Below are 9,116 nucleotides of genomic sequence, written 5' to 3'. Positions count from 1 at the left end.
CGATATGGGTGCCGCCAATGCTGTGCGGGCCCGGGACAAGGATCTTACCAAGCCGGCCGGCAGCCTCGGCCGCATGGAGGAGATCGCCGAATGGCTCGCAGCCTGGCAAGGCAAGGCGCCCCCGCGCGTCGACCGGCCGCTGGTTTGCGTCTTCGCCGGGAATCACGGTGTCGTGGCGCAGGGCGTCTCGGCCTATCCGCAGGCGGTGACGCGCCAAATGCTGGAGAATTTTGCCGCCGGCGGCGCTGCGATCAACCAGATCTGCGCGGCCTTCGATCTCGGCTTCAAGGTCTTTGACCTGGCCCTCGACCTGCCGACCGGCGATTTCACGCAAGGTGATGCGCTCGACGAGAAGGCCTGCGTCGCGACCATGGCCTTCGGCATGGAGGCGCTTGCCGGCGGGGCCGATCTGCTCTGCCTCGGCGAGATGGGCATCGGCAACACCACGTCGGCGGCTGCGATCTACGCGGCGCTCTATGGCGGCGGCGCTGCGATGTGGTGCGGGCGCGGCACCGGCGTCGACGATGACGGTCTGAATCGCAAGATTGCCGCTGTCGAAGCGGGCCTCGCTTTCCACGCCGCGCATCTGGGCGACCCGCTGGAAGTGCTGCGCCGCCTCGGCGGTCGCGAGATCGCGGCCATTTGCGGCGCGATCATCGCCGCCCGGCTGCAGCGCATCCCGGTGATCCTCGACGGCTATGTCGTCACCGCCGCCGCTGCCGTCCTGCACGCCATCGAGCCGTCCTCGATCGACCATTGCCTTGCCGGCCATCTCTCTGCCGAGGGCGCCCATCGCGAAGCGCTGCTCCGGCTCGGCAAGCAGCCGCTGCTGGCGCTCGAGATGCGGCTCGGCGAGGGCACGGGGGCGGCGCTTGCGGCAAGCCTCGTCAAGGCCGCCGCCGCCATCCATTCCGGCATGGCGACCTTCGATCAGGCGCAGGTCTCGAAGAAGGACTGAAACTGCGGGAGCCTGACGGCAGCGTTGCTCCCAAGGCTCGTCTCGAACTCAGGCCCTGAGCGCGCCGTGCGGGGCCCCGACAGCCCCGCAGATGCGCGACCTCGTCAGGTTGCGGCCTTCGTCTCGAAGGGTTCCCAGATACTGATCTGGCGCGTTTCCGGCATCAGGAAGAGGCAGAGCACGAAGCACACGGCCGGGACGGCGATCGGGTAGATCAACGCGTAGCCGACGCTCCCGGTCGCCGCGAAGGCCGCCGACGTGATGAATGGCACCAATCCACCACCCCAGCCATTTCCGATGTGATAGGGAACCGATACCGACGTGTACCGGATCCTGGCGGGGAAGTATTCGRCGAGGAAGGCCCCGACCGGCCCGTACACCATCCCGACATAGCAAACGAGGATGAAGATGATGAAGATCGCGGTCGGAAAGTGGACATTGCCGGGTCGCGTGACCGTTCCCAGCCACAGGTACAGCGGATAGTACGTGATCGCGGCGAGCAGCATGCCGCCCAGGATCACTGGCTTGCGGCCGATGATGTCGGATAGCCAGCCGAAGAAGATCAAGCTCGGGGTTGCGAGGAGCAGCGCTGCTCCCACGATGTAGGACGAGGTCAGCGGGTCCAGCTTTGAAACCTGCTGCAGGAAATACAACGCCCAGAACTGGCCGCTGTACCAGACCACTCCCTGTCCGATCAGCACGAGGGTGGCGATCCCGACATATTTGATGTTGGGGCTGAGAAAGGCTTCCTTCCAGGGGTTCCTGGTCATCTGTCCCCTGGCCTTGATCGCCTCGAAGATCGGCGTCTCCTGGAGCTGGAGCCGGATGTAGATTGCGACGGCGACCAGAAGGAAGGATATCAAGAATGGAACGCGCCAAGCCCATGCGTTGAACGTCGCCTCGCCGAAATAGGTGCGGGTCGCGATGATCACGATGAGCGATACCACGATCCCGAGCGTCGGGGAGGTTTGCAGCCAGCCCGTGTAGTAGCCGCGGCGCTCGTCCGGAACATGCTCGGCGACATAGGTGATGGCGCCGCCATATTCGCCACCCAGGCACAGGCCCTGGATGATCCGCAAACCGAAGAGAATGAATGCGGCAGTCAGACCGATGGAGTCGTAGGTCGGGATCGCCCCGATCGCCCCGGTGCCCAGTCCCATTCCGCTGAGCGTAACGAGGAAGGTGTATTTGCGGCCGACCCGATCGCCCATCCATCCGAAGAGGAATGCTCCCAGCGGACGGATCAGGAAACCGGCGGTAAACAGCGCGATCGTGCTCAGTAATGCCGCGACCGGATGACTCTGCTCGAAGAACTTGACCGACAGAATGGCGGCCAAGCTGCCGAATATGTAGAAGTCATACCATTCGATGACATTCCCCACCGATGCAGCGACGATCACGCGGCGGAAATCACTCGGGATCTGGATGGGCATGACGCCCTCCCTTTACTTCAAGGCACTTACTCCGGTGTTTCACGCTTGATGGCTCGCACTGCGAAATCCACGCGCGACAGCTGTGGGGGTGCCGTCCGCTGCGCTTGCCGTATGAAGCTCTGTACCGCTCGAGGGGAGCTCCAACGGCCATGGGCGCCGCGAGCCGTCATTCCCTCCTACCCGCCGTGAAACAAGGGCGTAGCCGCCATTTTAATCCTTAATGGGCGGTTGCGGTATCGATTTTCTACTTGAAGCCAGCTGGGCGAGCGGTGACTGCCGGAATTGCCGGGAGCGTCAAAGTGATCGCTTCGGATGCTGTCACGGTTGGCGCGGCAGCCCCTCAGATATGCCCCACCACCTGCCCCGGCAGCGTGCCGGATCGCGCGCCATGGCAGCGCTCATTCGCTCTCCCTTCGCGAGCGGGGAGGCCGTTCCGGCGATCTGCGTGATGGAACCGGGCAGTCTCGGCGGCCTCGTTCCATCCGATCGGAACTCCGCTCTGGCGAGCGCATCCCGTGCGCGCGCCTAAGCCGCCGATCGTGCCGGCTCGGGCAGCGCCGCCAGCGTGTCCATCACGCGCTCGGGCGGCAGGGTGATCGTCACTTCCGTGCCGGCGCGCGGCCTGGATTTCAGATGGAAGCCGCCATTATGGAGATCGAGCAGCCCCTTCACGATCGGCAGCCCCAGGCCGGAGCCCTGTTCGGCGGTCTTGATGGCGAGCGAACCGCGCCCGAAGGTCTGCAGCACGATCGGGATTTCATCCTCGGGAATGCCCGGCCCGGTGTCCGTTACCGAGACGTATTGTCCGCCATTCGCCGTCCAGCCGACCTTGATGGTGATGTCGCCGCCCTGCGGCGTGAACTTGATCGCGTTGGACRGGATGTTGAGTACCGCCTGCCGGATCGCGCGCTCGTCCGCCCAGACCTTCGGCAGATCGGGCTCGGCCGCCTCGCGGATCGTTTGCCCCTTGGCCTTGGCGCGCAGCTTCAGCATGTGCCGGCATTCGTCGACCACGCCTGCCAGGCTGAGGGCCTCTTCGTTCAGCGCGTATTTGCCGGCCTCGATCCGCGAGAGATCGAGAATCTCGTTGATCAGGTTGAGCAGATGCTGGCCGGAGCCGTGGATGTCGCCCGAATATTCCTTGTAGGCCGGGTTGGCGTGAACGCCGAAGATCTCGTTCTTCATCACCTCGGAGAAGCCGAGAATGGCATTGAGCGGCGTCCGCAGCTCATGGCTCATCGTGGCGAGAAAGCGGGATTTGGCGAGGTTGGCCTCTTCGGCCTTGCGGCGCGCCTCGTCGGAATTCGCGGTCGCAGTCTCGAGCTCGGCGATCAGCGCGTCCTTCTCGGCGCGGAACTCGATGGTTGCGACCGAACTCGAATAGAGCCGGTGGGCGAGGAAGATGAAGAAGAGCTGGGCCGATGCCGCCATCAGCGCCATGGTGACGCTGTCGATGTCGGAACGGCCCCAGAAGAACAGCGTGATGCCGATGGTGACCGGCCCCAGCCCGGAATAGACCGCAAGCGGGATCGTCGCCGCCAGCATTACGGTCAGCGCGCTGACGACCAGCAGCGTCGTCATCACGAAGACCTTGGCCCCCGGCCCGTCGACCTGTGCGAACAGGACGAGGATCAACGTCCAGGACAGGCCATGAAAGGCTTCCGCCGCCGGCAGCAGGCGGCGCCAGCGCCGAATATTCACCTCGCCGGCCGGCTGTGCCAGGAAGCGGCGGCAAAGCAGGACCATGACGGCCGAGGCAAGGATGACGATGCCGAGCCAGGTGGTGACCTGGTAAGCCGGGACCCAGAGGCAAGCGGCGGTCGCGATGCACAACGCCAGGACCAGCGCGCCGACCGAGCCGTGCATCCGATACTGGGCGAAGACCCGCAGCAATTCGTAGTCGAAGGCGCGTTCGAGGCCGGTCGTCGAGGTCAGCCGCTCGCGCACGGACTTGACCTCGCGCGTGACGAGCTTGCGCCGCGCCAACGCCGTAGGGTCGGGACCGCGCCCTCGCTGGATCTGTTCGGCCGTCACTTCCGCCATAATCGGAACGCATCTACCTCTTCCGGCGGCAGACCCTGCACGCCCGGCTCGCCATTATGGTCTCGAAATCGTTAAGCTCTTACTGATGGCGCGCTTCGGATTCGGACGATCTCGATATGGACCTTTCGGCTGGCGCCGCGTCAGCCGCCCGGTCGATCTGGTCGTCGCACTCGGGCTGCTCGGCCTGCTGGCGATTGCCGGCGCTGTCCTGCAATACAAGCTTGGCCCTGCCCGCATGCTTGCCGGAGCCGCCCAGGCGATCGATGGCGATTCGCTGCGGCTGAATGGCGAAGAGCTCAGGCTCGAAGGCATCGATGCCCCGGAATTCCGCCAGAGCTGTCGCGACAGCGCGGGCAGGGATGTGGATTGCGGCCGTGCCGCCCGCCGTGCCCTGCTGGCGCTGATCGGGCGCGGTCTCGTCACCTGCGACATCGGCCGGGTCGATCGCTACGGCCGCGGCCTCGCACGCTGCAGGCAGGGCGAGACCGATATCAACGCCGCGATGGTGCGGCAGGGCCATGCCGTCGCCTATGGTGATTATCGCAGCGAGGAAGACGAGGCGCGAGCGGCCGGGCGCGGCATCTGGGCGCTGCAGTTCGAGCGGCCGGAGGCGTGGCGCAAGGCTCATCCGCGGTAGAGCATTGGACCGAAAAGTGGAATCCGGTTTTCGGAAAATCCGATGCTTAAGCAAGGAGCTAGATCGCCGAACCTGCGTCCGAACGGACGCAGGGCGACTCTAGCGCGCATGGCTGCGCCATCACGAATGGGTTTGAAATGGTTGACCGCCGGACCTCCGCCATGGTCGGGTTCGCACGCGGTTTCCGATGAGGTTGACGATGAAGCTCTATGATGGCGGGCGCGCGCCCAATCCGCGGCGGGTCCGCATCTTCTTCGCAGAGAAGGGCGTTCCCCTCCCGGAGCTCGTGCCGGTCGATATCACCCGGAAGGAACACCTCACGCCCGAATTCGCCCGCATCAACCCGCTGAAGCGCCTGCCGGTGCTGATGCTCGACGATGGAACGGCGCTCGCCGAGACGATTGCGATCTGCCGCTATCTCGAAAGCCTGCATCCCCAACCCGTGCTCTTCGGCGGGGATGCCAAGGAACAGGCGCAGATCGAGATGTGGAACCGGCGCGTCGAGCTGGGCCTGTTCAGCAGTGTCATGTCTGTCTTCCGGCACAGCCACCCGTCGATGGCGGAGCTCGAGCATCAGGTGCCGGAATGGGCCGAGGCCAGCCGCGAGCAGATCGATGACCACCTCCTGATCATGGAGCTCCAGCTCGCGGGTAGCCGCTTCCTGTCCGGGGATCGGTTCACGGTGGCCGATATCACTGGAGGCATCGCCGTCGACTTCATGAAGCCGTCCCGGGTTCGGTTGCCTGAGGAATGCGTCAACATCCGCCGGTGGCATGACGAAGTGTCCGCGCGGCCAAGCTGGAAGGCCTGATGCGACCGGTCTTCGCCATTCTGGCGCTGCTTGTGCTGGTCCAGCCCTCCGTCGCGGCCGAACGGCTGAACGGCGAGGCGATCAAGCGAGCCTTCGAGGGCAACACGGTGAGCGGCCGCTACACCAATGGCGGGTTCTTCACCGAGTATCATGAGCCGGATGGCCGCGCACTCGGCCATAATGGCTGGCAGCCGAACAAGGATGCCTGCTGGATCACGAAGGAGGATCAGGTCTGCTACTACTATGGCCCTCCCAGCGACCGCACCGTGCATTGCTTCACGGTTGAGCTGACGGATCGGCTCTATGTCCTGCGCAATGTCTCGAACGGGCAGATCAATGCTCTTGCCACGATCGAGCCCGGCAATCCGCGCGGGCATTCCGACAAGGGGGAGCCCTGGTATTGCGACGGCTTGATCTCGCAGGCACCTGAGGTCCCGATGTCACGGCGCAGGCTTGCCTCGCGATGATGCGTCTGCTGCTCCTTGCGGCTGCGCTCATGCTTCAGGCCGCCACCAACTCTCCGGCGAAGGCCGCGGAGCGCCTGAGCGGCGAGGACATCCGCCGCGTTTTCGAAGGCAATACCGTAAGCGGCCGCTACAATAACGGCATGCCCTTCAGCGAGTACCATCACGCCGACGGCCGGGCGAGCGGACATAACCGGCACGTGCCGAACCGCGACGCCTGCTGGACGACCACGCCGGACGCGGTCTGCTATTACTACGGACCGCCCGAGCAGCGTCGCACCTATTGCTTCACGGTCGAGCGCAGCGGAGACCTCTATGTCCTGCGCAACCGGCCGAGCGGCCGCATCAACGGCATCGCCACCATCGAAGCGGGTGATCCGCATGGCTATGCGACCAGCGCCAAGATCTGGACCTGCGACGGCCTGATTTCGCAGCGGCGCGGGGAGCCGTCCCGTCTGGCGGCGCGATGAAGCCGGATCGGGAGCGTGCGCCGGAAACGCTCGCCGCGGTGCTGCGGGAACTGGCTGCCTGCCGCATCTGTCGCGACGAGCCGCGCTTCCAGCCGCCGCTTCCGCATGAGCCGCGCCCGGTGATCCAGGCCTCGCCGACGGCCAGGCTTTGCATTGCCGGCCAGGCGCCGGGCACCCGCGTCCATGCCAGCGGCAAGCCGTTCACCGATCCGTCCGGCGTCCGGCTGCGGCAATGGCTCGGGCTCGACGAAGCGGCGTTCTACGACGCAGCCAGGGTCGCGGTCGTGCCGATGGGCCATTGCTTCCCGGGGCTCGACGCGCAGGGCGGGGATCTGCCGCCGCGCCGCGAATGCGCACCGATCTGGCGCTCACGCGTGCTTGCGGCGATGCCGCAGGTCGAGCTCGTCCTCGCCATCGGCCGCTATGCGCAGGCCTGGCATCTCGGCGCGAAGGCGGGTGCCAATCTCTCCGCCACGGTCGCTGGCTGGCGCGCGATCCTGGCGGAGCCACGCCGCCCGCGGGTGCTGCCGCTGCCGCATCCTTCCTGGCGCAACAACGCCTGGCTGAAGCGCAATCCCTGGTTCGAGGCGGAGCTTCTGCCGGTGTTGCGCGAGGAGGTGGCGCGGCTGGTCCTGTGAACGCGGAGAGCCCCGCTCAATCCTCGAGGCGCGCAATCAGGCTGGACGTATCCCAGCGCTTGCCGCCCATCTTCTGGACTTCGGCATAGAACTGGTCGACCAGCGCGGTGACCGGGAGCTGGGCACCGTTGCGACGCGCCTCCTCGAGCACGATGTCGAGGTCCTTGCGCATCCAGTCGACGGCGAAGCCGAAGTCGAACTTCCCGGCATTCATGGTCTTGCCGCGGTTCTCCATCTGCCACGAGCCGGCGGCACCCTTGGAAATCACCTCCAGCATGGACTCGACATCGAGGCCGGCGCGCTTGGCGAAATGGATGCCCTCGGACAGCCCCTGCACCAGTCCGGCGATGCAGATCTGGTTGACCATCTTGGTGAGCTGGCCAGAGCCGGCCGGGCCCATCAGCTTGCACATCCGCGCGAAGGCACCGATCACCGGCTCGACCCGGGCATAGGTTTCCGGCGCGCCGCCGCACATCACGGTCAGCACGCCGTTCTCGGCGCCGGCCTGGCCACCGGAGACCGGCGCATCGATGAAGCCGAAGCCGCCGGCCTTCGCGGCCGCGTCGAGTTCGCGGGCGACGCCAGCCGAGGCCGTGGTGTGGTCGACGAAGACAGCGCCCTTCGCCATGCCCGCGAAGGCTCCGGCTTCGCCGATGGTCACGGAGCGCAGATCGTCGTCATTGCCGACGCAGGCGAAGACGATCTCCTGGCCCCTGGCCGCYTCGGCCGGCGTCGGGGCGGATTTGCCGCCATGCTGCGCCACCCAGGCCTGGGCCTTGGCCGCGTTGCGGTTATAGACGGTGACGTCGTGGCCCTTGGCCTTGAGGTGGCCGGCCATGGGGTAGCCCATGACGCCGAGACCGATGAAGGCAACCTTAGCCATGTTCCGCTCCGCTGATAGGTTCTGGTTTCGCTTCGGCCTGTAGCGCGCGCGACCCATTGGGGGAAGTCGCGCGGACGCCAAGGCACTTTGTCGGAAATGGAGAGGGGGCGCGGCGCGCCCCGCTCAGCGTAGCGCCATATGCCGCGTCAGCCTGAGTTCCAGCCGGTCCCAGACCCGCCGGATCACCTCGACCAGGAGAAGATAGATCAGCGCGGCGTAGAGATAGATCGTGAGATCGAAGGACCGGGCGAAGGCGAGCCTCGTCGCGCCCATGAGGTCGAACAGCGTGACGAGCGAGGCGATTGCGCTGGCCTTGATCATCACGATCAGCTCGTTGCCGAGTGGCCTGAGCGCCAGGATCATCGCCTGGGGCATGATCACAAGGCGCAAGGTCGACCAGCGATGCAGTCCGAGCGCCATGGCGCCTTCGAACTGGCCGCGCGGGATCGACTGGATTGCGCCGCGCAGGATTTCGGCCTGATAGGCGGCCGTGTTCACGGTGAAGGTCAGCAGCGCGCAGTAGAACGGCTCCCGGAAGAACCACCACAGCCCGACATCCTGCCAGAACAGCCGGAACTGGCCGAGGCCGTAATAGACCAGGAAGAGCTGGCACAGCAGCGGCGTGCCGCGGAAGAAGGTGGTGTAGCCGTTGATCGCGGCCTTGGCCCAGCGCGGCCCGTAAAGCCGTGCGATGGCGAGCCCGAGTGCCAGCACAAAGCCGATCGCGACCGAAATCACGACAAGCTCGAAGGTCACCCACAGGCCGCTCGCCATCCGGC

At 65.8% G+C, this 9,116-nt stretch carries 10 protein-coding genes; 6 read left to right on the top strand and 4 right to left on the bottom strand.

Features of this window, described 5'->3' with window-relative positions; genetic code table 11:
- The coding region (cobT, locus tag AC1D34_RS29305) for a nicotinate-nucleotide--dimethylbenzimidazole phosphoribosyltransferase (RefSeq protein WP_476826105.1) at positions 1–958 on the top strand (958 nt) is incomplete at its 5' end.
- A gap of 104 nt (positions 959–1,062) precedes the next feature.
- On the opposite strand, the gene AC1D34_RS29300 is transcribed toward cobT, so the two are convergent.
- Together AC1D34_RS29300 and AC1D34_RS29295 are read right to left on the bottom strand one after the other, a co-directional pair.
- Entirely contained in the window at positions 1,063–2,391 is a 1,329-nt protein-coding gene (locus AC1D34_RS29300; protein WP_476826104.1) for an MFS transporter, read from the bottom strand.
- A 525-nt stretch (positions 2,392–2,916) separates the two neighbouring features.
- Positions 2,917–4,434, bottom strand: coding sequence for a sensor histidine kinase (locus tag AC1D34_RS29295; RefSeq protein ID WP_476826103.1), 1,518 nt, complete (start codon positions 4,432–4,434; stop codon positions 2,917–2,919).
- Positions 4,435–4,519: 85 nt separating this feature from the next.
- Between AC1D34_RS29295 and AC1D34_RS29290 the strand changes: the two genes are divergently transcribed.
- From AC1D34_RS29290 to AC1D34_RS29270, 5 genes are all read left to right on the top strand, one after another.
- Positions 4,520–5,071: a thermonuclease family protein gene (locus tag AC1D34_RS29290; protein WP_441489194.1), complete on the top strand. Its 552-nt coding sequence runs from the start codon at positions 4,520–4,522 to the stop codon at positions 5,069–5,071.
- Between the two features lie 199 nt (positions 5,072–5,270).
- Positions 5,271–5,882: a glutathione S-transferase family protein gene (locus AC1D34_RS29285; RefSeq protein WP_441489195.1), complete on the top strand. Its 612-nt coding sequence runs from the start codon at positions 5,271–5,273 to the stop codon at positions 5,880–5,882.
- Positions 5,882–6,349, top strand: a complete 468-nt coding sequence (locus AC1D34_RS29280; RefSeq protein ID WP_441489196.1) for a hypothetical protein — start codon at positions 5,882–5,884, stop codon at positions 6,347–6,349. Before AC1D34_RS29285 ends, AC1D34_RS29280 begins: the two co-directional genes overlap by 1 nt.
- Positions 6,346–6,816 carry a hypothetical protein gene (locus AC1D34_RS29275; RefSeq protein WP_476826102.1) on the top strand — a complete coding sequence of 157 codons (471 nt, stop codon included), beginning with the start codon at positions 6,346–6,348 and terminating at the stop codon, positions 6,814–6,816. Before AC1D34_RS29280 ends, AC1D34_RS29275 begins: the two co-directional genes overlap by 4 nt.
- A complete protein-coding gene (locus AC1D34_RS29270; protein WP_476826101.1) occupies positions 6,813–7,454 on the top strand; it encodes a uracil-DNA glycosylase family protein in 642 nt (213 codons plus the stop codon). Before AC1D34_RS29275 ends, AC1D34_RS29270 begins: the two co-directional genes overlap by 4 nt.
- Positions 7,455–7,470: 16 nt before the next feature.
- Here AC1D34_RS29270 and AC1D34_RS29265 read toward each other — a convergent pair whose 3' ends face one another.
- Both AC1D34_RS29265 and AC1D34_RS29260 read right to left on the bottom strand, forming a co-directional pair.
- The gene (locus AC1D34_RS29265; RefSeq protein WP_476826100.1) at positions 7,471–8,337 is read right to left on the bottom strand and encodes an NAD(P)-dependent oxidoreductase; all 867 of its coding nucleotides are present in this window, start codon (positions 8,335–8,337) and stop codon (positions 7,471–7,473) included.
- A 123-nt stretch (positions 8,338–8,460) separates the two neighbouring features.
- Positions 8,461–9,116, bottom strand: a 656-nt coding sequence (locus tag AC1D34_RS29260; protein ID WP_476826099.1) for an ABC transporter permease, incomplete at its 5' end; no start/stop codon positions are given.

The sequence above is a fragment of the Allobosea sp. P1_A7 genome, assembly GCF_056406775.1.
Note: the sequence above shows the minus strand (reverse complement) of the source record. Positions and strands in the feature narration are given on the sequence as shown.